The 23,401-nt window shown below is 61.4% G+C and carries 21 protein-coding genes and 1 tRNA gene; 12 read left to right on the top strand and 10 right to left on the bottom strand.

The annotated features are described in order from the left end of the window. Positions 1 to 38: 38 nt before the first annotated feature. Both purN and purM read right to left on the bottom strand, forming a co-directional pair. A complete protein-coding gene (purN, locus tag ACB037_RS06645) occupies positions 39 to 677 on the bottom strand; it encodes a phosphoribosylglycinamide formyltransferase (protein ID WP_048208753.1) in 639 nt (212 codons plus the stop codon). 32 nt (positions 678 to 709) lie between these two features. Continuing rightward, a complete protein-coding gene (gene purM, locus ACB037_RS06650) occupies positions 710 to 1,747 on the bottom strand; it encodes a phosphoribosylformylglycinamidine cyclo-ligase (protein ID WP_010675274.1) in 1,038 nt (345 codons plus the stop codon). Between the two features lie 176 nt (positions 1,748 to 1,923). On the opposite strand from purM, the gene upp reads away from it, so the two are divergent. The 3 genes from upp to hda all read left to right on the top strand — a co-directional run bounded on the left by upp (position 1,924) and on the right by hda (position 4,523). Beyond that, the gene (gene upp / locus ACB037_RS06655; protein WP_005302745.1) at positions 1,924 to 2,550 is read left to right on the top strand and encodes a uracil phosphoribosyltransferase; all 627 of its coding nucleotides are present in this window, start codon (positions 1,924 to 1,926) and stop codon (positions 2,548 to 2,550) included. A 140-nt stretch (positions 2,551 to 2,690) separates the two neighbouring features. Further along, positions 2,691 to 3,719: a DUF2066 domain-containing protein gene (locus ACB037_RS06660; protein ID WP_336566802.1), complete on the top strand. Its 1,029-nt coding sequence runs from the start codon at positions 2,691 to 2,693 to the stop codon at positions 3,717 to 3,719. A gap of 102 nt (positions 3,720 to 3,821) precedes the next feature. After that, entirely contained in the window at positions 3,822 to 4,523 is a 702-nt protein-coding gene (gene hda, locus ACB037_RS06665; RefSeq protein WP_010675272.1) for a DnaA inactivator Hda, read from the top strand. A gap of 206 nt (positions 4,524 to 4,729) precedes the next feature. On the opposite strand, the gene aceA is transcribed toward hda, so the two are convergent. From aceA to ACB037_RS06685, 4 genes are all read right to left on the bottom strand, one after another. After that, positions 4,730 to 6,043, bottom strand: a complete 1,314-nt coding sequence (aceA, locus tag ACB037_RS06670; protein ID WP_041214877.1) for an isocitrate lyase — start codon at positions 6,041 to 6,043, stop codon at positions 4,730 to 4,732. 69 nt (positions 6,044 to 6,112) lie between these two features. After that, entirely contained in the window at positions 6,113 to 7,720 is a 1,608-nt protein-coding gene (gene aceB, locus ACB037_RS06675; protein WP_371175060.1) for a malate synthase A, read from the bottom strand. A 692-nt stretch (positions 7,721 to 8,412) separates the two neighbouring features. Further along, positions 8,413 to 8,553 (bottom strand): hypothetical protein, encoded by a 141-nt coding sequence (locus ACB037_RS06680; RefSeq protein WP_010675269.1) that lies wholly within the window; start codon positions 8,551 to 8,553, stop codon positions 8,413 to 8,415. A gap of 255 nt (positions 8,554 to 8,808) precedes the next feature. Further along, a tRNA-Pro gene (locus ACB037_RS06685) sits at positions 8,809 to 8,885 on the bottom strand. 385 nt (positions 8,886 to 9,270) lie between these two features. Here ACB037_RS06685 and tadA point away from each other — a divergent pair. The 9 genes from tadA (at position 9,271) to ACB037_RS06730 (ending at position 20,442) form a co-directional block, all read left to right on the top strand. Then, positions 9,271 to 9,819, top strand: a complete 549-nt coding sequence (gene tadA, locus ACB037_RS06690) for a tRNA adenosine(34) deaminase TadA (protein ID WP_080770013.1) — start codon at positions 9,271 to 9,273, stop codon at positions 9,817 to 9,819. A 168-nt stretch (positions 9,820 to 9,987) separates the two neighbouring features. Next, positions 9,988 to 12,225: an ABC transporter permease subunit gene (locus tag ACB037_RS06695; protein ID WP_201969344.1), complete on the top strand. Its 2,238-nt coding sequence runs from the start codon at positions 9,988 to 9,990 to the stop codon at positions 12,223 to 12,225. Positions 12,226 to 12,242: 17 nt separating this feature from the next. Then, positions 12,243 to 13,892, top strand: a complete 1,650-nt coding sequence (pstA, locus tag ACB037_RS06700; RefSeq protein ID WP_042017560.1) for a phosphate ABC transporter permease PstA — start codon at positions 12,243 to 12,245, stop codon at positions 13,890 to 13,892. A gap of 104 nt (positions 13,893 to 13,996) precedes the next feature. Continuing rightward, positions 13,997 to 14,815 (top strand): phosphate ABC transporter ATP-binding protein PstB, encoded by an 819-nt coding sequence (gene pstB / locus ACB037_RS06705; protein ID WP_010675264.1) that lies wholly within the window; start codon positions 13,997 to 13,999, stop codon positions 14,813 to 14,815. 179 nt (positions 14,816 to 14,994) lie between these two features. Further along, positions 14,995 to 15,705 (top strand): phosphate signaling complex protein PhoU, encoded by a 711-nt coding sequence (gene phoU / locus ACB037_RS06710; RefSeq protein ID WP_029314752.1) that lies wholly within the window; start codon positions 14,995 to 14,997, stop codon positions 15,703 to 15,705. 241 nt (positions 15,706 to 15,946) lie between these two features. Further along, on the top strand, positions 15,947 to 17,266 hold the full coding sequence (locus ACB037_RS06715) for a hemolysin family protein (RefSeq protein WP_041213150.1): 1,320 nt from the start codon (positions 15,947 to 15,949) through the stop codon (positions 17,264 to 17,266). A gap of 18 nt (positions 17,267 to 17,284) precedes the next feature. Next, positions 17,285 to 17,827, top strand: a complete 543-nt coding sequence (locus ACB037_RS06720) for a hypothetical protein (RefSeq protein ID WP_221365615.1) — start codon at positions 17,285 to 17,287, stop codon at positions 17,825 to 17,827. A gap of 293 nt (positions 17,828 to 18,120) precedes the next feature. Further along, positions 18,121 to 19,023 (top strand): homocysteine S-methyltransferase family protein, encoded by a 903-nt coding sequence (locus tag ACB037_RS06725; RefSeq protein ID WP_039040257.1) that lies wholly within the window; start codon positions 18,121 to 18,123, stop codon positions 19,021 to 19,023. Between the two features lie 9 nt (positions 19,024 to 19,032). Next, the gene (locus tag ACB037_RS06730; protein ID WP_043153853.1) at positions 19,033 to 20,442 is read left to right on the top strand and encodes a basic amino acid/polyamine antiporter; all 1,410 of its coding nucleotides are present in this window, start codon (positions 19,033 to 19,035) and stop codon (positions 20,440 to 20,442) included. A gap of 76 nt (positions 20,443 to 20,518) precedes the next feature. Here the strand turns inward: ACB037_RS06730 and ACB037_RS06735 are convergent, their stop codons facing one another. From ACB037_RS06735 to ACB037_RS06750, 4 genes are all read right to left on the bottom strand, one after another. Continuing rightward, a complete protein-coding gene (locus tag ACB037_RS06735; protein WP_268426207.1) occupies positions 20,519 to 21,358 on the bottom strand; it encodes a sterol desaturase family protein in 840 nt (279 codons plus the stop codon). Between the two features lie 200 nt (positions 21,359 to 21,558). After that, positions 21,559 to 22,302: an amino acid ABC transporter ATP-binding protein gene (locus ACB037_RS06740; RefSeq protein WP_010675257.1), complete on the bottom strand. Its 744-nt coding sequence runs from the start codon at positions 22,300 to 22,302 to the stop codon at positions 21,559 to 21,561. Further along, positions 22,286 to 22,408 (bottom strand): hypothetical protein, encoded by a 123-nt coding sequence (locus ACB037_RS06745; RefSeq protein ID WP_257707084.1) that lies wholly within the window; start codon positions 22,406 to 22,408, stop codon positions 22,286 to 22,288. The genes ACB037_RS06740 and ACB037_RS06745 overlap by 17 nt, the downstream gene beginning before the upstream one ends. After that, complete coding sequence (locus ACB037_RS06750; protein WP_041201654.1) at positions 22,392 to 23,336, bottom strand: amino acid ABC transporter permease; 945 nt, start codon at positions 23,334 to 23,336, stop codon at positions 22,392 to 22,394. The genes ACB037_RS06745 and ACB037_RS06750 overlap by 17 nt, the downstream gene beginning before the upstream one ends. Positions 23,337 to 23,401: the final 65 nt, after the last annotated feature.

Consider the following 23,401-nt stretch of genomic DNA (forward strand, 5'->3'; position numbering starts at 1 on the left):
CCTGAGCCTCCCTTGTTGTGTCTTACTGCTGCTAGCGGTTACTCGCTGGCATAGCCTGCCAGGCCAAGCTGCTTGCCATCGAGGAAGGCAGACCCTTCTCGCATCTGCAAGCGCCCTTCACAGAACCACTGCACAACCAGGGGGTAGATGCTGTGCTCCTGCACCTGGACCCGGGCGGCGACCTCGTCGGCACTGTCCCCTTCGAAGATGGGGACCCGTGCCTGGAGGATCACCGGGCCGCCGTCAAGCTCTTCGGTGACGAAGTGGACGCTGGCGCCGTGCTCGTCATCACCGGCCTCGATGGCGCGCTGGTGGGTGTGCAGACCCTGGTATTTCGGCAGCAACGAGGGGTGGATATTGATCATCCTCCCCGCGAAGTGGCGCACGAGGTCGGCGCTCAGGATCCGCATAAAGCCGGCCAGCACCACCAGATCCGGCTGATAATCCGCCATCAGAGCCAGCAGGGCGACATCATACTCCTCCCGGCTGGCGAACTGCTGCTGGGCCAGGATGGCGGTTGCCACCCCGGCTTCCCTGGCACGCACCAGGCCATAGGCATCAGCCTTGTTGCTGATGACGCCGACCACCTGACCGGCAATCTTGCCGCCGGCACAGCCGTCGAGGATGGCCTGCAGGTTGCTGCCGCTGCCTGAGATGAGGACGAGGATGCGTTTCATAGGGGAGGTCATCTGGCCGTTGATCCGATCATTCATTGAATGATGACCTGCTCCTCACCATCGGCCGCCTTGGCGATGTGGCCGATGTGCCAGGCGTTCTCGCCTTCGGCCTTGAGCAGGGCCAGTGCCTTGTCCAGCTGATCCGCCGGCAGGGCGATGATCATGCCGACGCCGCAGTTGAAGGTGCGATACATCTCGTGGCGGGTGACGTTGCCTGCCTGTTGCAGCCAGCTGAACACCGCCGGCCACTGCCAGCTCTGCTCGTCGATGACAGCCTGGGTGTTGGCGGGCAGCACGCGCGGGATGTTCTCCCAGAAGCCGCCGCCGGTGATGTGGGACAGGGCGTGGATCTCGCACTCCTTGATGAGCTTGAGCACGGGCTTCACATAGATGCGGGTCGGCTCCAGCAGGGCGTTGGCCAGGGTGGTGTCACCCAGCGGCTGCTGCACGTCGGCCTTGGAGACTTCCAGGATCTTGCGAATGAGGGAGAAGCCGTTGGAGTGGGGACCGCTGGCGGCCAGGGCGATCAGGGCATCCCCTTCGCCAACCTTGCTGCCGTCGATGATCTCGCTCTTTTCCACCACGCCGACGCAGAAACCGGCGATGTCGTAATCTTCCCCTTCATACATGCCAGGCATTTCGGCAGTTTCACCGCCGACCAGGGCACAGCCGGACTGTTCGCAGCCGGCGCCGATGCCGGTGACCACGGCAGCGGCAGTGTCCACGTCCAGTTTGCCGGTGGCATAGTAGTCGAGGAAGAAGAGGGGCTCGGCGCCCTGCACGATGAGGTCATTGACGCACATGGCGACCAAGTCGATCCCCACGGTGTCGTGCTTCTTCAGGTCGATGGCCAGACGCAGCTTGGTGCCCACCCCGTCGGTACCGGAGACCAGTACCGGTTCCTTGTAGCCAGCAGGGATTTGACACAGGGCCCCAAAGCCGCCAAGACCACCAAGGACTTCAGGACGACGAGTGCGTTTTGACACGCCCTTGATACGTTCAACCAGTGCATTGCCGGCATCGATATCTACGCCAGCATCCTTGTAGCTCAGTGAGGTTTTGTCAGTCACGCGTATTCCCCGTCATATAAAGAAGTGGAGGGTAAAATTCGGGGCGTATTCTACCAGCGGGCATGAAAAACCAGAAAGAAAATCGTTTGCGCGTTTTTGAATCGAAAAGCTCTACAAGCCGTGGCTTTTGTTGTATGATTCCGCGATTTTTTTGGCGCCGGTTAGAGGAGATAATAATGAAAGTCGTTGAAGTCAAACACCCCCTGGTCAAGCACAAGATCGGCCTGATGCGCGAAGGCGACATCAGCACCAAGCGTTTCCGTGAACTGGCCAAGGAAGTGGGCAGTTTGTTGACCTACGAAGCGACCTCTGACTTCGAAACCGAAAAAGTGACCATCGATGGCTGGAACGGCCCTGTGGAAGTCGACCAGATCAAGGGCAAGAAGGTCACCGTCGTGCCCATCCTGCGCGCCGGTCTTGGCATGATGGACGGCGTGCTGGAGCACATGCCGAGCGCCCGCGTCAGCGTGGTCGGTATCTATCGCGATGAAGAGACCCTGCAGCCTGTCCCCTACTTCGAGAAGATCGTCAGCAACATCGAAGAGCGTCTGGCCCTGGTCATCGACCCCATGCTGGCCACCGGCGGCTCCATGATCGCCACCATCGATCTGCTCAAGAAGAAAGGTTGCCAGTCCATCAAGGTGCTGGTGCTGGTTGCCGCCCCCGAAGGCATCAAGGCGCTGGAAGCCGCTCACCCGGACGTGGAGCTGTTCTGTGCCTCCATCGACCAGGGGCTGAACGAGAAGGGCTATATCGTCCCGGGCTTGGGTGATGCCGGCGACAAGATCTTCGGCACCAAGTAAGCATCACCCCATCGCCGCGCCCAAGGCGCGCAAACGGAGCCGGCACCATGCCGGCTCCGCTGTTTCTCCCCCCTTTGCTTGCTGCCATGCGCGCCTTGCCGCTACCATAAGCACCATCCCCCATTTCGAGAATCTTCTTTATGCTGAAACGCTTAGCGACTCTCCTCTGCTGCTGTCTGCCACTCGTGGTATCGGCCGCCCAGGTAACCGACCTCTATCAGGGCAAGGCTCCCACCAGTGGCGACATGACGGCCGCCCAGTCCCAGGCGCTGGGGGATGTGCTCGTCAAGGTGACGGGCAAGCGCGATATCCTCACCCAGCCGGATGTGGTGAAGGCCCTGGCGGCGCCGGCGGATTACGTGCAGCAATACAGCTATCAGGACATCGGCTCGGTCAAGTTTCTCAAGGCGGATTTCAATGTGGCCAAGGTGAACGCCCTGGTCGGCCAGAGCAAGTTTGCCCTGCTTGGCCCGGTGCGGCCGCAGGTCGCCATCTGGCTGGTGGTCGACGAAGGGGAGCGGCGCATTCTGCCGGATCAGTCCGGCGATGGCTGGTCCGAGGCGCTGCGTGCCCAGACCCAGGCCATGGGGCTGCCGGTCAGTCTCCCGCTGATGGACTTGGATGACAACATGGCGGTCAATGCCACCGATGTCTGGGGCCGTTTTGCCGATCCCGTGCTCAAGGCGAGCCAGCGTTACGGCGCTGAAATGGTGGTGCTCGGCAAACTCACCCCGGAGGGGGAGGCCTGGAGAATCGATTGGGGTCTTTATGGGGCCAAGCCGGGGGCGCAGGCAGGAGAGCTGACCGAGCTGACCAAGGGCTCGGGTTCAGGTACCCAGGCCGAGGTGGCAAAGGGCTTTGCCGATGCCCTTGCCGGTTGGCTGGTGCAGCAGTACGGTACCCGTCTCTCCGGTGTCGCCTCCAGCCAGACCCTGGTGGTGGAGGGGCTGTCCGATATCGATGGCATGATCCAGATCCAGAAGCTGCTGCAGGGGATGGCCAGTGTCACCAAGGTGGCCATCGGCAAGCTGGAAGGGGACAAGGTGACCTTCAACCTCTCGCTGCAGGGGGACAAGGCCGAGCTGGTGAGGGGGTTGCAACTGGAGAGCCGCCTGCATCAGGTGGAAGACAACGAGAGCGGCCTGCGCTATCAATGGTCGCAGCCCTGATCCCGGGGAAGGATCCTGACCGCCCGGCATGGTCCGGGCGGTTCTCTATCTGCCCCGCTGGTGATACACTTGCCCGCAAATATCACAGTCAAAGCCCAACGAGTGAAGCAACCGGCCCAACTGTCTTTAGCCGTACAACTACCGGATGATGAAACCTTCGTCAGTTTTTATCCCGGCAACAACGCCCATCTGATCACCGCCCTCAAGAATGCGGCCATCGGTCAGGGCTCACCCTTCCTCTATTTCTGGGGAGCCAAGGGGTCGGGCCGCTCCCATCTGCTCCATGCCACCTGTGCCGAGGTCAACGCCCGCGACGCGGCGGCGGCTTATCTCTCCCTCGATCAGTTCGAACAGCTTGACCCCAGCATGCTCGATGCCCTGGAGAGCCTGCCCCTGGTCTGTCTCGACAGCCTGGAGGCGATCGCCGGCAACGCCCTGTGGGAGCGGGCCCTGTTCGACTTCTACAATCGCTGGAAGGAGAAGGGGGAGGGGACGCTCATCGTTACCGGCTGCAGCGCGCCACGCAAGCTGGGGCTGCAACTGCCGGATCTCGCGTCCCGTCTCGACTGGGGTGTGAGCTTCCACCTCGACGAGCTGGACGACGAGGGCAAACTCAGCGCCCTGCAACTGCGCGCCGAGCTGCGGGGTTTCAAGCTGCCCATCGACGTGGGCCGTTTCCTGCTCAACCGCCTCTCCCGCGACATGCGCACCCTGCTTGCCACCCTCAATCGTCTCGACAACGCCTCCTTCCGTGCCAAGCGCAAGCTGACCATTCCCTTTGTCAAAGAGATACTCGAGCTCTGAAAACCTATCCCATTAGGCTATCTTATTCGACATTTTGAACCTGGGCAGTGCTCGAAATCCTCACGTACTACAGTACGCTCCGGTTTCTGCGCGCTGTCCGTGTTCAAACTGCCTTCAACGATTACGCCTACTGGGATAGGTTCTAAGCCCCATAACGACAAACCCCGGGACTTGGCCGGGGTTTGTTTGCGAGCATTACACAGCTATCAGTGGAACTGATCTTCTTCGGTCGAGCCGGTCAGCGCGGTCACCGACGACTGGCCGCCCTGAATGACGGTGGTCACCTTGTCGAAGTAACCGGTACCCACTTCCTGCTGGTGTGCCACGAAGGTGTAGCCCCGCTCGGCGGCGGCGAATTCCGGCTGCTGCACCATCTCGACATAGTGCTTCATTCCCTCGCCACGGGCGTACTGGTAGGCCAGCTCGTACATGTGGAACCACATGTTGTGGATACCCGCCAGGGTGATGAACTGGTACTTGTAGCCCATGTCGGAGAGCTCCTGCTGGAAGCGGGCGATGGTGGCATCGTCCAGGTTCTTCTTCCAGTTGAAGCTCGGGGAGCAGTTGTAGGCCAGGATCTTGTCCGGGTACTGGGCCTTGATGGCCTCGGCAAATTTGCGCGCCTCGTCCAGATCGGGCTTGGCGGTCTCGCACCACACCATGTCGGCGTAAGGGGCGTAGGCCAGGCCGCGGGAGATGGCCTGCTCGATGCCGGCCTGCACCTTGTAGAAGCCCTCGCTGGTGCGCTCACCGGTCAGGAAGCCGGCATCGTAGGGGTCGGCATCCGTGGTCAGCAGATCCGCTGCGTTGGCGTCGGTGCGGGCGATCACCAGGGTGGTGGTGCCGCAGACGTCGGCTGCCAGACGGGCTGCGATGAGCTTTTGCACCGCTTCCTGGCTCGGGACCAGTACCTTGCCGCCCATGTGGCCGCACTTTTTCACGGACGCGAGCTGATCTTCGAAGTGCACGCCGGCGGCGCCCGCTTCAATCATCCCCTTCATCAGCTCGAAGGCGTTCAGCACGCCGCCGAAACCGGCTTCCGCATCCGCTACTATGGGCAGGAAGTAGTCGATGAAGCCCTTGTCCTCTGGTCCAACCTTGTTGGCCCACTGGATCTGGTCAGCCCGGGCGAAGGAGTTGTTGATGCGCTCCACCACGGAGGGGACGGAGTTGGCCGGGTAGAGGGACTGATCCGGGTACATGGTGGAGGAGAGGTTGTTGTCCGCCGCCACCTGCCAGCCGGAGAGATAGATGGCTTCGATGCCGGCCTTGGCCTGTTGCACCGCTTGGCCGCCGGTCAGGGCGCCGAGGCAGTTTACATAGCCTTTCTTGGCGCCGCCGTGGATCAGCTCCCACAGTTTGTCGGCGCCGCGTTGGGCCAGAGTGTGTGCCGGCTGCAGGCTGCCACGCAGGTTCACCACGTCCTCGGCGCTGTAGCCGCGCTTGATCCCTTTCCAGCGGGGGTTTTCTGCCCAGTCTTTCTCGATAGCCTGGATCTGTTGCTCACGGGTCAGTGCCATATCAGTTCCCTCTTTCATTGATTTCACGTTTCCATTGACTTGTTATGGGGGCCGTTACCGGCCCGGGTCTCACAGCCGCTCGTAGCCGGGCAGCGTCAGAAAATCGATGAGTGTGTCGGCGCAGGTGATCTCGTCCATCAGGGCGCTTGCCTCGGCGAAACGGCCCGATTGCCAGCGGGCCTCGCCCACTTCGCCTCTGACCACCTCCTGCTCCTCGGCCAGCATCTGGCGGAACAGCGCCTTGGTCACCACCTGGCCGTTCGACAGGCTCTTGCCGTGGCGGATCCACTGCCAGATGGAGGTGCGGGAGATCTCGGCGGTGGCGGCATCTTCCATCAGTCCGTAGATGGGCACGCAGCCATTGCCGTTGATCCAGGCTTCCAGGTATTGCAGGGCGACGCGGATATTGGTGCGCATGCCCGCCTCGGTGCGATCACCCTCACAGGGGGCCAGCAGATCGGCGGCCGTGATGGGGGCATCTTGCTCGCGCAGCACGCCGATCTGGTTCTGGGCACCCGCCGGAATGGTGGCGTTGAACACCGCCATGGCGGTATCGGCCAGACCGGGGTGGGCGACCCAGGTGCCATCGTGGCCGTTGTCGGCCTCGCGCTGCTTGTCTGCGTGCACCTTGGCAAACACCTGTTCGTTGACTGCCGCGTCCTTGGCCGGAATAAAGGCGGCCATGCCCCCCATCGCCAGCGCGCCGCGTTTGTGGCAGGTCTTGATCAGCAGCCGCGAGTAGGCAGAGAGGAACGGCTTGTCCATGGTCACCACCTGACGATCCGGCAGGACGCGATCCGGGTGGTTCTTCAAGGTCTTGATATAGCTGAAGATGTAGTCCCAGCGACCGCAGTTGAGCGCGACGATGTGATCCTTCATCTGATAGAGCAGCTCGTCCATCTCGAATACCGCCGGCAGGGTTTCGATGAGCACGGTAGCCTTGATGGTACCGCGGGGCAGACCGAATTTGTCCTCGGTCCAGGCGAACACCTCGCTCCACCAGCGCCCTTCCAGATGGCTCTGCAGCTTGGGTACGTAGAAGTAGGGACCGGATCCCTTGGCCAGCAACGCCTTGTGGTTGTGCAGGAAGTAGAGGGCGAAGTCGAACAGGCCGCCGGGAATGGGGGCACCATCAAAGGTGACGTGCTTCTCCGGCAGATGCAGACCGCGAACCCGGCAGATGAGCACGGCCGGGTTGGGATTCAGGGTATAGGCCTTCCCCTCCGGGCTCTGGTAGGCAATGGTGCCGTTGACCGCATCGCGCAGGTTGATCTGGCCCTCGATCACCTTGTTCCATGCTGGGGCCAGTGAGTCCTCGAAGTCGGCCATGAAGACCTTGACGTTGGCGTTGAGGGCATTGATCACCATTTTGCGCTCGACCGGGCCGGTGATCTCCACACGGCGGTCCTGCAGATCGGCGGGGATGCCGCGCACCGTCCACTCACCATCGCGAATATGGGCGGTCTCTGGCAGGAAGTCCGGCAACTCGCCGCCATCGATACGGGCCTGGCGTGCGACTCGCTGCTTTAGCAGCTCATTGCGTTGGGGAGCGAAACGTTCCACCAGCTCGGACACCAGGGCCACCGCATCCGGCGTCAGGATCTGCGCGTAATCGGGAAGCATCTCGCTTTGAATGCGCAGGCGGGTGCTGCTGATGGTCTGGGCCGGTGCCGACATAGTGGGTACTCCTCCAAAAGTTACATTTTGAATTTATTAACTACGACTAACGTCTATATCCCTTTCTTTCAAACTCCCCGTAACAGCGGGGTAACACGATTCATAAGGTGCAAAAGAATGGCGGATTCGTCAACTTGATTTTTAAAACGGGTGTTTTTTGATGATAGTTAAGATGCTGTTTTAAATTGATTTATGTGATTAGTGTAAAAGCTCTTTGCAGATGGTTATGCTCTTGGGTCGCCGGGGCGGCAGGGGGGAGGATTTCGGTAGAGGGGATGGGTTAAAAATGTAACTAATTACGTAATAAAATTACAAATGCAAAAACAAATCCCGACATTACTCCAAGCTTTGCAAAAACAGCTGTATGAAATGCCTTCGTTCAATCCAGCCTGCATGAGGGCTATGAAGTGACCGGGTAGTGAACTGGTGTTTAAAACTAAAATGTCAAATTGGGTCAAAATGACGAAGGCGAACAGGAGAGAGGGAAATGACGAGCAATAACGTAGGTTTGTATCAAGGCGTGTCCATGAAGGAGAGGGAGGTTGGGGCGCAGAAGATGGTCAATTAAACTGATTTTTGAAGAAAAAATAGCATTTTGTCGTTATTTGCGGTGGCGGTCTGTTGACCGGGGTCAAGGGTGGTGCCGGACAGCAAAACCGGCGTCTTGAACCGCACTATGGCACGGGCTCGTCTCAGTAATCTTCATCCGGGGCGGCGAGATCGATCACATCAAGGTGCACTGAACTGCCAAACCCGTGCTCTGCGGAATCGAGCTCGGAGGGCGTGGGGGAGATCAGGGGCTGAACGGGCTGGGAGTCAACAGCTTGGGTCATGGATGCTTGCCTCATTGATTGCAAGCCGGTCGGTGATTCCATCACCCTAGTGTCCACCTCCCTGTTTTTATGGCCGGCGGAAAAGTTGCGTATCCTAGCGGCACTTTATGAAAGCTTCAAGTGGTTCTGTATAAAATTCATGCCAATAAAAAGCGGCGACCCAATGAACGGGGGAGGCGAGAGGAAAAGAGGCAAGCGTCGGGCGTGCAGGCAAAAAATAGCCCAGTCGTTTGACTGGGCTATTTTCGGGGAATTTGGTCGGTGTGAGAGGATTCGAACCTCCGACCCTCTACACCCCATGCAGATGCGCTACCTGGCTGCGCTACACACCGACGGAGTCAGCTCGGCTGACGGGGAGGAAGTCTAATCGGATGATTTGGCGGGCGCAACTCCTTTTTTATCAGGGAGATGCCGACTGCTTCTTTATTGTTCAGCCAAGATGCAACTTGGGCCCCGGCCGGAGTTTTGGCATAATCGCCGCCCCCTTAGGCGGGCACAGGGTGGCGAACACCCAACTCGGGGCGTTCCGATGTCGCCGGGGCCTTTGGCCTCTCTTTCATTGACAGCATCTTCTGCCGTGGGCTACCGGCTACCGGCCAGCGCGAGGGGGAAGGGGCCCGGTGTGCCCAGGGCCGGGACGCAGCAATCCGGGAGTACGCGGCCGATGCCGTGCAGGGGCCAGGCAAGCCGACATCATATCGACGAGAGGATCAGGGCGTGAAACCATCTGAAGTTGCAGCACAGATCAGCCAGCGCGAGCAGGACGAACGCTGGATGCGCCATGCCATGGCCCTGGCAGCCAGGGCAGAGGGGATAGGCGAGATCCCGGTGGGCGCCGTGCTGGTGCTGGGGGACAAGATAGTGGCAGAGGGGTGGAATCGCTCCATCAGCGAGCACGACGCCTGTGCCCATGCCGAGGTGATGGCGCTTCGGGAAGCGGGCAAGCAGCTTGAAAACTATCGCCTGCTCGACACCACCCTCTATGTGACGCTGGAGCCCTGCTGCATGTGTGCCGGCGCCCTCATCCACAGCCGGGTCAAGCGGGTGGTCTATGGTGCCCGGGATTTGAAGACGGGGGCGGCAGGGTCTGTGTTCGATATCCTGCTGGATCCCCGCCACAACCACCAGGTGGCACTGACGGGGGAGGTGCTCGCCGACGCCTGCTCGGCCCAGCTGTCGGATTTCTTCAAACGGCGCCGCGCCGAGAAGAAGGCGGCCAGACTCGCCGCGAAAGAGGCGCTTCCTCAAGATGACAGCGGGGCCTGATGGCCCCGTTTGCTTTTATTTCACTGCCAGACCGGCGGCCTGCTTCCCCCCGAATACCAACTGCCACACCCCCGATGAAGCCTGCGCTCTTTGCCGCTGTTGATGTAACAAAACTGTCATGCATCCGCCATATAATGCCGCCAAGCCTAGCTCACATTGAGGTCTTGCATGTCATCGGAATCGTTAAATCTGGTCATGGCGGGCAGTCGAAAACGCCGGATCAAGGATAAATTGGCCAAATATGGCGTCACCACAGGGGGAGCCCTGGTGCTGGTGGCGCTGTTGCTTATCTTCTTCTACCTGCTTTATGTGGTGAAGCCCATCTTCAATGGCGCCAGCATGGAGAGCACCGCTTCCTTCACCCTGCCCATCAAGGGCAAGACCGCCTGGCTCGGGGTCGAGGAGCAAAACGAGATAGGTTACCGCTTCAGCGACCTGGGGAAGGTCAAGTTCTTTGCCGTGCAACCGGATGGCAAGATCAAGACCGGACAGGTGATTGGCGAGGCGCAGGTGAACGGCGAGATCACGGCGGTCGCGCCGCCTGCGCCGGGCCAGAAACTCATCGCCTATGGGTTTGCCGACGGCAAGGCTCAGGTGGTGCAACCCTATTTCAAGATCTCCTATCCCAATGACGTTCGCGTCATTGAGCCCAGCCTGCAATATCCCTTCGGCGAGACCCCCGTGGTAATCGATCCCCAGGGCAAGGCGCTGACGCGCATGGTCTTCGAGGCGACCAAGGACAAGATGGCGACTGCGGCCGTGACCGAAGATGGTCGTGGTGTGCTGATGGTGATGAGCGGCGAGGAGAATTTCCTCTCCGGCGAAATCGAGTGGAGCAACCAGACCTACACCATTCCGTCCCTGCCACGCCATGTTGACCAGATGCTGCTGACCCCGAACCTGCGCCTGTTGTTCGTGCGCGAGGGCAACCGCCTGTCGGTCTATGACATCCACAACCTGAGCGACATCTCCCTGCGCAATGTCATGGAGATCAACGCCCCCAATGCCAGCGTGACTCAGGTGGCCCTGCTCTCCGGTGCGTCCTCCCTGCTGGTGGGCAACGACAATGGCGTCATCTCCCAGTGGTTCGAGGTGGCAAAGGATGGCAAGCGCCAGTTCACCCAGATCCGTGACTTCAAGGGCGATGCGCCGGTCGCCCTGCTGACCCCCGAGCACTTTCGCAAGGGCTTCATCAGCGCAGGCAGCGACGGCACCATCAACTTCTTCCATGCCACCGGCGAAGCCAAGCTGCTTGGCGAGAAGATTGACGGGGGCAACCTGGCTGCCGTTGCCATCTCTCCTCGCCACAACCTGCTGTTGACCCAGCAGGGGGATGACTTCAAGGTCTTTGACGTCGAGAACGATCACCCCGAGGTAACCTGGTCTGCCCTCTGGCAACAGGTGTGGTATGAAGGCTATCCCGAGCCCCAGTACGTGTGGCAGTCCACCTCCGCCAGCAACGACTTCGAAGCCAAGCTGAGCCTGGTGCCCCTGGTGTTCGGTACCTTGAAAGCCTCCTTCTATGCCATGGTGTTCGCGGTGCCCCTGGGTGTCGCCGGTGCCATCTACACCGCCTACTTCATGTCGGCGGGGCTGCGCAAATACGTCAAGCCGACGGTGGAGATCATGGCGGCGCTGCCGACCGTCATCCTCGGCTTCCTGGCGGGTCTGTGGCTCGCGCCCATCATCGAAGGGGCCCTGCCCGGGGTGATCCTGCTGCTGATCCTGTTGCCCATGGGCATGCTGCTCACCGCCCTGGTGTGGAACTATCTGCCGGAGCGCGGCCGCACCTGGCTGCCGGAAGGCTGGCACGCCATCCTGCTCATCCCTGTGCTGCTGTTCATCGGATGGGGCGCCTTCGCCTTGAGCCCCATCATCGAGAACGCCTTCATGCACGGTGATTCGCGCATCTGGCTGACCCACGACATGGGCATCAAGTTTGACCAGCGCAACTCCCTGGTGGTCGGTATCGCCATGGGCTTTGCGGTCATCCCCACCATCTTCTCCATCGCCGAAGACGCGGTCTTCTCGGTGCCCAAGCACCTGACCCAGGGCTCGCTTGCGCTGGGGGCGACCCCGTGGCAGACCCTGAGCCGGGTGGTGATCCTCACCGCGAGCCCGGGCATCTTCTCGGCGGTGATGATGGGCCTTGGCCGCGCCGTGGGCGAGACCATGATCGTGCTGATGGCCACCGGCAACACCCCCATCATGGACTTTTCCATGTTCCAGGGGCTGCGGACCCTGGCGGCGAACATCGCGGTGGAGATGCCGGAGTCGGAAGTGGGCAGCTCCCACTACCGGGTGCTCTTCCTCGCCGCCTTCGTGCTGTTTGTGTTCACCTTCTTGTTCAATACCCTGGCCGAATTCGTCCGCCAGCGGTTGCGTGAAAAGTACAGCTCTCTGTAAGGACTAAGGAATCGACAATGGGTAAGTGGTTTAAATCGGGGGCCCCCTGGATCTGGATGACGGGGGGCGCCGTCAGCCTGAGTCTGGTGGCCGTACTGGGTCTGTTGTTGCTGATTGGCTGGCGTGGTCTGGTCTATTTCTGGCCCCATCCCATCTATGAGTGGCAACTTGAAGATGCAAGCGGCAACAAGAGCGTCCTGATTGGCGAGATCAACGACCGGGAGCTGGTGCCGGTGGAGCGCCTACGCGCCGCCGGCCAGGCGCTGGAAGGGGAGGATCGCGAAGAGATTACCCGTTATCTGGTCAAGACCGGCAACCGGGAGTTCGTCGACCTCGATTTTCGCTGGGTGCTGGAGACCGATATCAAATCGCGCACCCAGCCAGCGGAGCTCGCCATGGTGGAACGCGCCACCAACGGCAACTTCTATGGTTACATCACCTCGGTGAAGGAAGATGGCCAGGAGCTGACCACGGATCTGCATCCCGCCTTGCAGCGGGTGCTGGCCCGTGCCAACGGCCTCTCAAGCCAAGCCAACGACCTGCAAAAAGGGGCCATCGGCAGCATCAACTACCAGCTGGAGCGCCTGCGCCTGAAAGAGCGCAAGGCCGAGCTGGATGACAAGCTGACCGATCAGCTTAAAGCCGAGCTGGCGAGCGAGCGTCAGGCCCTGAACGATCGTTATCAGGTGCTGGAAAAAGAGCTCTTCTCCCTGCGTACCCAGGCGGACAGAGACAGCATCACCGTCAAGGACATGCGCGGCGAACTGGTGACCATGCCCATGTCCCGGGTGCTGGATGTGGTCTGGCCCAACGACATGAGCCTGATGGCCAAGGTGGGTCACTGGTTCCACCAGATAGGCAAGTTCGTCTCCGATGACCCCCGGGAGGCGAACACCGAGGGCGGCGTCTTCCCGGCCATCTTCGGCACCGTCTTCATGGTGATCCTGATGGCCATCATCGTGACCCCGCTCGGGGTGGTGGCGGCGGTCTACCTGCACGAGTACGCGGGCAAGAACAGCCTGACCAAGATCATCCGCATCGCGGTGATCAACCTGGCGGGGGTGCCCTCCATCGTCTACGGCGTGTTTGGTCTGGGCTTCTTCGTCTACACCCTGGGGGGCAGCATCGACCGCCTCTTCTACCCGGAAGCGCTGCCGAGCCCGACCTTCGGCTCCCCTGGTGTCATCTGGTCAGCCCTGACCCTGGCCATCCTGACCCTGCCGGTGGTGATCGTCTCCACCGAAGAGGGGCTGGCCCGGATCCCGAGCACCATTCGCCAGGGTTCGCTGGCGCTGGGTGCCACCCAGGCCGAGACCCTGTGGCGCATCGTGCTGCCCATGGCAAGCCCGGCCATCATGACCGGCCTTATCCTGGCCATCGCCCGTGCGGCGGGCGAGGTGGCGCCGCTGATGCTGGTGGGGGTGGTGAAGCTTGCTCCCACGTTGCCGATGGATGGCAACTTCCCGTACCTGCATGTGGAGCGCAAGTTCATGCACCTGGGCTTCCACATCTATGACGTGGGCTTCCAGAGCCCGAACGTCGAGGCGGCGCGTCCTCTGGTCTACGCCACCTCCTTCCTGCTGGTGACGGTGATCGTCGGCCTCAACCTGACGGCGATCGGTATTCGTAACCACCTGCGCGAGAAATTCCGGTCGCTGGAACATTAATCCAGTCATTACAGAGACGGGCAGGGGCCTTCCCTGCCAACCAGATATTCCGGCAGCGGGCAAGACGTTTGCCCGCTGCCACCAAGAGAATTTGAGGTAAACAGATGATCAACGTAACACCGAGTTCGGCCCCGCACACCGCCACCGACCTGCTCAACCTGACCCCGGAGCAGACTGCGCTGGAGGTGAAGGATCTCAACCTGTACTACGGCAACAAGCAGGCGCTGTTCAACGTCAACATGAAGATCCCGAAGGGCCAGGTCACCGCCTTCATCGGCCCGTCCGGTTGCGGCAAGTCCACTTTGCTGCGCTGCATCAACCGGATGAACGATCTGGTGGAGATCTGCCGCATCGAGGGGGAGATCCAGCTGCACGGCCACAACATCTATGACAAGAGTGTGGATGTCTCCGCCCTGCGCCGACAGGTGGGCATGGTGTTCCAGCGCCCCAACCCCTTCCCCAAGTCCATCTACGAGAACGTGGTCTACGGCCTGCGCCTGCAGGGCATCAATGACCGCCGTACCCTGGACGAGGCCGCCGAGCGTTCCCTGCGCGGTGCCGCCCTGTGGGAGGAGGTGAAGGATCGTCTGCATGACAACGCCTTTGGTCTCTCCGGCGGTCAGCAGCAGCGTCTGGTGATTGCCCGTGCCATCGCCATCGAGCCGGAAGTGCTGCTGCTCGATGAACCGACCTCGGCGCTGGACCCCATCTCCACCCTCACCATTGAGGAGCTCATCAACGAGCTCAAGAGCCAGTTCACCGTGGTGATCGTGACCCACAACATGCAGCAGGCGGCGCGGGTCTCGGATCAGACCGCGTTCATGTACATGGGGGAACTCATCGAGTACTCGAATACCAACACCATCTTCACCACCCCGGCCAAGAAGAAGACCGAAGACTACATTACCGGTCGTTACGGCTAAGGGATGTCGGTGATTGAGATGAGCAAGTTGAGCATCAACAAGCAGATTGGCAGTCAGTTCAACGGCTAAGGCATGTTGGTGCAACAAGGGTGATTGAGATGAACAAGATGGGCATCAACAAACAGATTGGCAGTCAGTTCAACGGCTAAGGCATAATCGGAGCAACAAGGATTACTGGTATGGACAATATGAACCTCAACAAACACATCTCCGGTCAGTTCAATGCCGAGCTTGAGAGCGTGCGCAATCAGGTACTGGTGATGGGGGGGCTGGTGGAGAAGCAACTCACCGACGCCATCGCCGCCATCCATGGCCAGGATCTGGATGCGGCGCGCAAGATCGTGGCCAACGACCACAAGGTCAACGCCATGGAAGTGGCGATCGACGAGGAGTGCACCCGCATCATCGCCAAGCGTCAGCCCACCGCGTCCGACCTGCGGCTGGTGATGGCCATCATCAAGACCATCACGGATCTGGAGCGGATCGGCGACGTGGCGGACAAGATTGCCCGCATGCTGACCGACAACGCCAACAAGCCGCAGCCGCCGCTGGTGTCGCTGGAGAACATGGGGCGTCGCACCATCAAGATGCTCCACGACGTGCTCGACGCCTTCGCCCGCATGGATCTGGATGCCGCCCTGGCGGTCTACAAGGAAGATGACAAGGTGGACCGCGAATACGAGTCCATCATCCGCGAGCTGATGACCTACATGATGGAAGATCCCCGCACTATACCGCAGGTGCTCAACGTGCTCTGGGCGGCACGGGCCATCGAGCGGGTCGGCGATCGCTGCCAGCACATCTGCGAGTACATCGTCTACTACGTCAAGGGCAAGGATGTGCGTCACACCAAGGCCGATGACCTGAGCGATCTGCTCGGCAAGGGCTGATGGGGCGCCTTGGGTGGAGCTCCCGTCGCGGCTGCACGACGGGAATCCAACTCTGATTGAATAAAAAGGCGCTTTGAGCGCCTTTTTCATTGCATGGCACGGCAGTTCAAGATAACGCCACCCAGCGGGCGCTTTTCTGCTAGAATATGGCCCCTGTGTGAGTCCCGGATGGAGTCACGGTCCGGTTTCCCGGGCCCAGTTTGCCGTCTTGTGCTAAGGCGGCTGTAGCAATAGGTTAATCATGAGTTTTGCCGATAGTTTGTTCTTTCTGATGCTGCTGGTCGCCGGCAGCGTGTTCTTCTCACTCTCCGAGATCTCCCTTGCCGCCTCCCGCAAGATCAAGTTGCAGGTGATGGCCGACGAGGGCAACCGCCACGCCGAGAAGGTGCTGGCATTGCAGGCCCAGCCGGGCAACTTCTTTACCGTGGTGCAGATAGGCCTCAATACCGTCGCCATCCTCGGCGGTATCCTGGGGGAATCCGCCCTCAATCCCGCCATCAGGGAGCTGATAGCCGGCTTCTACCAGGGGCCCTGGCTCGGCCAGATTAGCTCCGCGGCCTCGTTCGTCTTCGTCACCGGCATGTTCATCCTGATAGCGGACCTGATGCCCAAGCGCCTTGCCATGACCATGCCCGAGCGGATCGCCGTGGTGGTGGTGCGTCCCATGATGCTGTGCGTCACCTTGTTGATGCCGCTGGTGTGGCTGTTCAACGGCATGGCCAACGGCCTGTTCCGGCTGATGCGCATCTCCATGGTGCGCAACGACGAGATCACCTCCGACGATATTTATGCGGTGATGGATGCAGGTGCCGAAGCCGGTGTCATCCAGCGCGAGGAGCACCAGCTCATCGAGAACGTGTTCGAGCTCCAGTCTCTGGGTGTCACTTCCGCCATGACGGCGCGGGAGAGCCTCATCTACTTCACCCTGCAAGAGGGGGAGGAGAGCATCAAGGCGAAGATCGCCGAGCACCCCCACAACAAGTTCCTGGTGTGCGACCACAACCTCGACAGCATCAAGGGGTTCGTGGATGCCAAGGAGCTGCTGATCCGCGTCATCAGCGGCCAGAGCATCGATCTCAACAGCGGCTCCCTGGTGCAGAACGTCATCATCATTCCCGACACCCTCAACCTCTACGAGGCAATGGAGTACTTCAAGAACCATCGCGGCGATTTTGCGGTGGTGATGAACGAATACGCCCTGGTGGTGGGCATCGTCACCATGAATGACCTGATGAGTACCGTCATGGGGGAGTGGGCCACCCACGTGGTGGAAGAGCAGATCGTCCAGCGGGACGAGAACTCCTGGCTGGTGGACGGGGTGACCCCCATCTCCGACGTGATGCGCGCCTTCGACATCGAGGAGTTCCCGGAAAACCAGAACTACGAGACCATCGCCGGTTTCATCATGTACATGCTGCGCAAGATCCCCAAGCGCACCGACTCGGTCAAATATGCCGGTTACAAGTTCGAAGTGGTGGACATCGACAGTTACAAGATTGACCAGTTGCTGGTCACCCGGGTAGAACCTGCGAGCAATGAGAAGCCCGCTCAGGAATCCTAAAGGAGTTCGTTAGCAATCATGAAGATGAAGACTCATTCCCGTGCGCTGGCCTGTGTGGCGCTCGCCCTGGCACTGGGTGCCTGCAGCCAGAGCGCACCGCGCAAGCCGGTGACGCCTGTCAAACCCGTCGCTCCCCAGCCTACCGTGGTGGTCCCGCAGCAGGATCCCGATGCGGTGGTGCAAAGCGCCGTGGCAGAGCCCAGCCCGGTGTTCGACGAGGAGTATCACGGCCCGGATCAAGGGTCGCTTGAATCGGTCACCGCCCTGTTTGCCCGGGGTTACATCGAATCCGCCATGCGCGAGACCATGCTGGCGGCGGTACACAGCGACTATCCGCTGCTCGGCATGCGGGACGTGCGTCTCACTGACCCTGTTGCCAAGTTCCTCACCTCGGCCCAGGCACGCACCACGGCCCACGACTACCTCTATGCCGGGGTGCAGCGTCGGCTGGGCCGCCCCCTCAGCCCCGCCCAGTGGGAGCAGATCTGGCAGGGCTATCCCCAGCAGGGCCGGGTCTCCGACTGGGTCAAGCAGACCAAGCGGGTGCTGGCCGGGCGCTGAGCCCCTGGTTATCGGCGGCTGTGCCCGCCTTGATCCCCTGTTTCACAAGAGGCCACCCCCCGGGGTGGCCTCTTGTCGTTTCAGTGCCTGGCCAGGTGATGCCTGTGCCGGGGAGACCTCCCTTTGCCGCCATCATCCTGAGCTTGCCCGGATTTGTTCGTAGCCCCCGATTGCCTCTTGTTCTACTTTGGGTCATGATATTTGGGATTTCTAGCCGTCTAGATGTTTTGATGGCTTAATGTGGTTTCACACAATAAACACCCGTCATGGCGGGGAGACGCAGAGAGACAGAGATGGACAAGCAGGATTTGTGGGTACTCGATGGCGGTATGGGCCGTGAACTGGCGCGGCGTGGTGCGCCGTTCCGTCAACCGGAGTGGTCGGCGCTGGCGTTGATGGAAGCGCCCGAGACGGTGCGCGAGGTACACCAGGCCTATGCGACGAGCGGTGCCCGGGTGATCACCACCAACAGCTATGCCCTGGTGCCCTTCCATATCGGCGAGGCGCGCTTTGCCGCCCAAGGGGAGGCACTTGCGGCTCTGGCCGGGCAACTGGCCCGAGACGTGGCCGACGAGCAGGGGGGAGCCGTCAAGGTGGCTGGTTCCTTGCCGCCGCTCTTTGGCTCCTATCGTGCGGACCTCTATCAGGCCGAGCGGGTGAGCGAGCTGGCGACACCGCTTATCCGTGCCCTGTCACCCCATGTGGATCTCTGGCTGGCGGAGACCATGAGCCTCATCGCCGAGCCCCTGGCCCTCAAGGCCCTGCTGCCCGAGGACGGCAAGCCGTTCTGGGTCTCCTTTACTCTGGAAGACGAGGCGCCGGGCAGCGAGCCCACCCTGCGCTCCGGCGAGCGGGTGGCGGATGCCGTGACCGCGTTGGCGTCGGCCGGGGTGGATGCCATCCTGTTCAACTGCTGCCAGCCCGAGGTGATTGAAGGGGCGCTCAAGGTGGCCGTCGCCGCGTTGCAGGTTCAGGGGCGCACCGACGTTCGCCTCGGCGCCTATGCCAACGCCTTCCCGCCCCAGCCCAAGGAGGCGACTGCCAATGACGGTCTGGACGAGATCCGCGGCGATCTGGGGCCGCTGGATTACCTCGGCTGGGCCGAGCGCTGGCGCAGAGCCGGGGCAAACCTCATCGGCGGCTGCTGCGGCATCGGCCCGGAACACATCGAGGCGCTGGCCAGCCGGCTGCGTTAAGGAGCGCCCATGAAAGAGAGCAAGATCGGGCTCTGGTCCCTCACTGCGCTGGTGTTCAGCTCCATGGTGGGGGCCGGCATCTTCAGCCTGCCCCAGAACATGGCCGATGTGGCGGGCGCTCGCGCCGTGCTTATCGGCTGGGCCGTCACCGGGGTCGGCATACTGGCGCTGGCCATGAGCTTCCTTTACCTGTCGCGGCTCAAACCCGAGCTCGACGGCGGCATCTACAGCTATGCCCGAGCCGGCTTTGGCGAGCTGGTGGGGTTCTTCTCCGCCTGGGGATACTGGCTCTGTGCCACCATCGGCGTGGTGGGTTATCTGGTGATCGCCTTCGCGGCGCTGGGCAGCTTCGTCGACACGCCGGAGCGGGTCTGGTTTGGCGAGGGCAACACCCTGGCGGCCTTCATCGGCGAGTCCTGCATCCTCTGGGCGGTGCACCTGCTGGTGGCCCGCGGCGTGCAGCAGGCGGCCCTGTTCAATCTGGTGGCGACCCTGGCCAAGAGCCTGCCGCTGCTGCTGTTCATCCTGTTCGCCTGCTACTGGTTCGATCCGGTCACCTTTGCGGCGGATCAGGAGGGCAGCACCCTGGCGGTACCGGTCTCCGAGCAGGTGCGCAACACCATGCTCATCACCCTCTGGGTCTTCACCGGCATCGAAGGGGCAGCGGTGCTCTCGGCCCGGGCGAGAAACAAGCGGGACGTGGGCACCGCCACCGTGCTCGGTGTGGTGCTGGCGCTGCTGCTCTATGTGCTCATCTCGGTGCTGGCGCTCGGAATATTGAGCCGCCCGGAGCTTGCGGCCCTGCCCAACCCCTCCATGGCGGGACTGATGGCCCAGATGACGGGTTCCTGGGGCAAGCTGCTCATCAGCGCCGGCCTCATCGTGTCGGTGCTCGCCTCCTACGTGAGCTGGACCCTCTTCTCGGCCGAGGTGCCGTTCAGTGCGGCGCGTCACGGGGCCTTCCCGGCCATCTTCCGGCGCGAGAACCGCAACGGCACCCCCATCGCCTCGCTCTGGCTCACCAGCCTGACCGTGCAGGGCTGCTTGCTGCTGGTGTGGCTGCTTGGCAAGGGGTACACCAACCTGCTGCTCATCTCCACCTCCATGATCCTGGTGCCCTACCTGCTCATCGGCCTCTTCCTGCTCAAGCTGGTCTTCAGTGGCAAGGGGGGGCAGGGCCGCGGCCTGATGCGGGTGGTGGCGCTGGTGTCGAGCGGTTATGGTTTCTGGCTGCTCTACGCCGCCGGGGTGGAGTACCTGCTGCTGTCGCTTCTGCTCTACGGGCCGGGTCTGCTGCTGTTTCTCTACAGCCGTCGCCAGCTCGGCGCCGAACAGCGGCTCAGCGGGCGCGAACGGCTGCTGGCCGGGGTGACGCTGCTGAGCCTGATCCCCGCCGTCTGGTCCTTCGTTCACGTCTGACAGGTGTGACCGTCAATGCAAGAGAGCGCCCAAGGGGGCGCTCTTTTTTTGTCTGCTGATTGCCTACAGTGCGTGCTCAGCGGCTGGCGGGACCCGCTGGCTTGCCAAACAGCACGGCGAGCTTTTGCCGCCAGGGGAGGCCACGGGCCTCTTGCAGCATGTCGCGCCACTCGTGGAAGGTGAGGGTGAGCGGGTTGAAGCTGTGGATTGGCTTGGTGATGCCGAAACGGCACGGCTCGCCCAAGTCTTCTTCCACGAAGGTGCCAAACAGCCGATCCCAGATGATGAGCACGCCGGCGAAGTTGCGATCGATGTATCTGGCGTTGCTGGCGTGGTGCACCCTGTGGTGGGAGGGGGTGTTGAAGATCCATTCAAGTTTGCCCAGCTTGCCCACCACCTGGGTGTGAACGAAGAACTGAAAACCCAGGCTCAAGAGCACGGTGGCCACCACCGCCTCGGGGGGGAAGCCGATGAGGATCATGGGGATCCAGAACAGCCACATGCCGGAGACCGGGTACATCAGGCTTTGGCGAAAGGCGGTGGAGAGGTTGAGCCGCTCCGAGCTGTGGTGCACCACGTGGGAGGCCCAGAGCCAGCGCACATGGTGGCTCGCGAAGTGAAACAGCCAGTAGCAGAGATCCTGCAACAGAAAGAGCAGCAAGAGGCTCCAGAGGTTCAGTTCGATATCGAATAGTCGCCAGCCCCAGAAGGTGTCATAGAGATAGGCGATGGCAATGGCTGCCAGGGCATCGCCCCCCTGATGCATCAGTGCCAGGGTGGCATTGGCGAAGAGATCCTTCCACTGGTAACCCGCCGTGGGATAGGCGGCGCCGTGTTTTCGCAGGTAGAGCATCTCCCAGCCGATGAAGACCAGAAAGAGGGGCGAGAGGTAGAGCAGGAGCAGTTGCACATCCATGTGAGCCATCCGGTTGGACCAGTTGGATGTCAGCATACCGGATGAATTTAAAATTTCATTAACATCCTTGCTCGTTGGCGTGGTGACAACCCGATGGCAAAAGGCTGCGGCAAGCAATGCGCCAGGGAATGACATGGTGGGGGAAGGCAAGCATAGAAGAGGGAGCCATGGGCTCCCTCTTCGTGCTGGTGCATCGCGGGTTATAGCACCTGGCTCAGGAACTGGCGCAAGCGCGGGGAGGGGGGATTGTCGAAGAAGTCGGCGGGTTTCTCGTCCACCAGCAGCTCGCCGCTCTCCATGAAGAGCACCCTGTCCGCCACTTCCCGGGCAAAGCCCATCTCGTGGGTCACCACCACCATGGTCATCCCTTCGCGGGCCAACCCCTTCATGACGTCCAGCACCTCTCCCACCATTTCGGGGTCGAGGGCGCTGGTGGGCTCGTCAAACAGCATGATGCGCGGCTGCATGGCGAGCGCCCGGGCGATGGCCACCCGCTGCTGCTGGCCGCCGGAGAGCTGGGAGGGGTAGCTCTGGGCCTTGTTGGAGAGACCGACCTTGAGCAGCAGGGCCTTGGCCCGCTCCTCAGCCTCCTGGCGAGAGAGCCCTCTCACCTTCTGGGGGGCCAGAGTGATGTTGTCCAGCACCGTCAGGTGAGGGAAGAGATTGAAGGACTGGAACACCATGCCCACCTCTTCCCGCAGCTTGTTGACATCCCCGGGTTCGGTGAGGCTGATGCCGTCGACCACGATATTGCCATCGTTGATGGTCTCCAGCTGGTTGAGGGTGCGCAGGAAGGTGGACTTGCCCGAGCCGCTCGGCCCCACGATCACCACCACTTCCCCTTCGGCCACCTGGGTGCTGACGTTTTTCAGGGCGTGCACCTCGGTGCCGTAGAACTTCTCTACACCGGTCGCCTTGATGATGGGATCAGTTGCTGCGCGCATAGTTCACCTCCAGACGACGCACCGGGAAGGGGCAGGGAGTGCCGGTGATGGCAGAACGTTTCGACACCGATGGCGCCTTGATAACGGGATCAGTTGCTGCGCGCATATTTCACCTCCAGACGACGCACGAGGAAGGAGAGAGTGCCGGTCAGCACCAGATAGAGCAGGGCCACGGTGAACCACACCTCGAACGGGCTGAAGGTGGAGCTGACCACTTCGCGCCCCGCCTTGGTGAGATCCGTGATGGAGATGACGGAGACCAGAGAGGAGTCCTTGATGAGGTTGATGAACTGACCCGCGAGCGGTGGCAGCACCCGTTTGAAGGCCTGGGGCAGGATGACGTAGCGCATGGTCTGGGCCGAGGTCATGCCAAGGCTTCTGCCCGCTTCCATCTGCCCCTTGTGAATGGAGCTGATGCCGGCGCGCACGATCTCCGCCACGTAGGCGCCGGTGAAGACCGCGAGCGCCGCCACACCAGCGGTGAATCGGTCGAGGTTCAGCACGGTGCCGATAAAGAAATAGACGATGAAGATCTGCACCAGCAACGGGGTGCCACGGATGAGCTCCACATAGGTCACGGCCAGGTTGCGCAGGGCCGGATTGGGGGAGAGGCGGGCGAGCCCGGCCAGGGTGCCAAGCAGGATGGCGAAGATGCCCGCCACCAGGGATAGCTTGACCGTGACCCAGACGCCCCAGGCAATGGGGCCGGCGGTCCAGCTCAGTTGCACATCCAGGGTATCGCCGAGGAAGACGGTATCCCCTTCAGCCAGCTGGGAGCCCTTGGGAGCGATGGCCTGACGGCGGCTGGGGTCGAGATCGTCTTGCAGGAAGAGCTGTCCCTTGTCCGCCACCACGGTGCCGTCAAACTCGGCATAGTGTTTCTGTTCTGCCTGATAGGCGATGTACTGGGGAATGCGTTCCCAGCGCCAGGTGTAATCCACTGCCTGCACGGCCTTGTAGATGCCGAAAATGGCGGCCAGCACCAGCAGCAGGAAGATCCCGTGCCAGAGCAGCTGATTGGGCTGTTTTTCCATCTGTCTTGTGAGTTTGGGGTTGATCACTGTCACAACCTCTTTTGTCGTTATCGTGTGGGGAGTCT

This window comes from Aeromonas sp. S19(2024) (assembly GCF_041402625.1).
Taxonomy (GTDB): Bacteria; Pseudomonadota; Gammaproteobacteria; order Enterobacterales; family Aeromonadaceae; genus Aeromonas; species Aeromonas caviae.

What these genes read in the sequence shown, in the direction of transcription:
- upp (WP_005302745.1), top strand. Translation starts at nt 1,924, where the DNA reads ATGAAAGTCGTTGAAGTCAAACACCCCCTGGTCAAGCACAAGATCGGC.
- phoU (WP_029314752.1), top strand. Translation starts at nt 14,995, where the DNA reads ATGGACAATATGAACCTCAACAAACACATCTCCGGTCAGTTCAATGCC.
- ACB037_RS06745 (WP_257707084.1), bottom strand. Translation starts at nt 22,408, where the DNA reads ATGCGCGCAGCAACTGATCCCGTTATCAAGGCGCCATCGGTGTCGAAA.
- ACB037_RS06715 (WP_041213150.1), top strand. Translation starts at nt 15,947, where the DNA reads ATGAGTTTTGCCGATAGTTTGTTCTTTCTGATGCTGCTGGTCGCCGGC.
- ACB037_RS06735 (WP_268426207.1), bottom strand. Translation starts at nt 21,358, where the DNA reads ATGGATGTGCAACTGCTCCTGCTCTACCTCTCGCCCCTCTTTCTGGTC.
- ACB037_RS06750 (WP_041201654.1), bottom strand. Translation starts at nt 23,336, where the DNA reads ATGGAAAAACAGCCCAATCAGCTGCTCTGGCACGGGATCTTCCTGCTG.
- pstB (WP_010675264.1), top strand. Translation starts at nt 13,997, where the DNA reads ATGATCAACGTAACACCGAGTTCGGCCCCGCACACCGCCACCGACCTG.
- ACB037_RS06695 (WP_201969344.1), top strand. Translation starts at nt 9,988, where the DNA reads ATGTCATCGGAATCGTTAAATCTGGTCATGGCGGGCAGTCGAAAACGC.
- ACB037_RS06740 (WP_010675257.1), bottom strand. Translation starts at nt 22,302, where the DNA reads ATGCGCGCAGCAACTGATCCCATCATCAAGGCGACCGGTGTAGAGAAG.
- ACB037_RS06720 (WP_221365615.1), top strand. Translation starts at nt 17,285, where the DNA reads ATGAAGATGAAGACTCATTCCCGTGCGCTGGCCTGTGTGGCGCTCGCC.
- ACB037_RS06660 (WP_336566802.1), top strand. Translation starts at nt 2,691, where the DNA reads ATGCTGAAACGCTTAGCGACTCTCCTCTGCTGCTGTCTGCCACTCGTG.
- purN (WP_048208753.1), bottom strand. Translation starts at nt 677, where the DNA reads ATGAAACGCATCCTCGTCCTCATCTCAGGCAGCGGCAGCAACCTGCAG.
- ACB037_RS06725 (WP_039040257.1), top strand. Translation starts at nt 18,121, where the DNA reads ATGGACAAGCAGGATTTGTGGGTACTCGATGGCGGTATGGGCCGTGAA.
- ACB037_RS06730 (WP_043153853.1), top strand. Translation starts at nt 19,033, where the DNA reads ATGAAAGAGAGCAAGATCGGGCTCTGGTCCCTCACTGCGCTGGTGTTC.
- aceA (WP_041214877.1), bottom strand. Translation starts at nt 6,043, where the DNA reads ATGGCACTGACCCGTGAGCAACAGATCCAGGCTATCGAGAAAGACTGG.
- aceB (WP_371175060.1), bottom strand. Translation starts at nt 7,720, where the DNA reads ATGTCGGCACCGGCCCAGACCATCAGCAGCACCCGCCTGCGCATTCAA.
- ACB037_RS06680 (WP_010675269.1), bottom strand. Translation starts at nt 8,553, where the DNA reads ATGACCCAAGCTGTTGACTCCCAGCCCGTTCAGCCCCTGATCTCCCCC.
- pstA (WP_042017560.1), top strand. Translation starts at nt 12,243, where the DNA reads ATGGGTAAGTGGTTTAAATCGGGGGCCCCCTGGATCTGGATGACGGGG.